A 599-nucleotide genomic window follows, 5' to 3' on the forward strand; every position below is an offset into this window, starting at 1 on the left:
TTTATAAATTGCGTCTTCTCTTTTTCAAAGAGAAGTTTCAGACCCATTTCATTTTTCTCAAATAAAAAAAGATTTGAGAAAAAATCGACAGAGTGAGTTGTTGTTCTCAATATAAGTTTTTGTCTCGATTGACGCAAAAGATCAAGAACTGATATCAATTCGCAATCAGCCATAAATTACCTCACTGATCTAACGTATCTTTTTCTTCTTTTGCCATATCTCGTATTTTACCAAGACTATTTAAGGTCCCTTCATCAACCAGTCCCTCACTGACATCTAAGCTTTTTGTATAGCTGCTTACCAGTTCTTTGATCCATGAAGCTGCGACCCTGTCATCAACCTGAGAGTTCTTTAACGTGTTAGAAACTTCATCAAGTACCCCGGAGAAGAATTTTGCACGTTCTTTTCTTAAGTCCTCCTGTAAAGTACCGGCAAATTTTATTTCCTCTTTAAACTCTTTGAGTAATTCGAGGTAGTTTCTCTCGTACGTGTAAATGACATTCAGACGTTCCTTTAGAAACTCCAGACTCAGGGTGTTAGTTAACTCACTGACTAAATGGTTCTTAAAAAGTCTAAATTGATATTCATTTTCTTCATTC

1 protein-coding gene is annotated in these 599 nt (G+C 35.6%); it reads right to left on the bottom strand.

Going from position 1 to position 599, the window contains the following annotated elements; all coding sequences use genetic code 11:
• Window positions 1-181: 181 nt before the first annotated feature.
• The coding region (locus J1782_RS00140) for a nickel transporter (RefSeq protein ID WP_217151887.1) at window positions 182-599 on the bottom strand (418 nt) is incomplete at its 5' end.

It is taken from the genome of Rahnella sp. BCC 1045, from assembly GCF_019049615.1.
Lineage (GTDB): Bacteria > Pseudomonadota > Gammaproteobacteria > Enterobacterales > Enterobacteriaceae > Rahnella > Rahnella contaminans.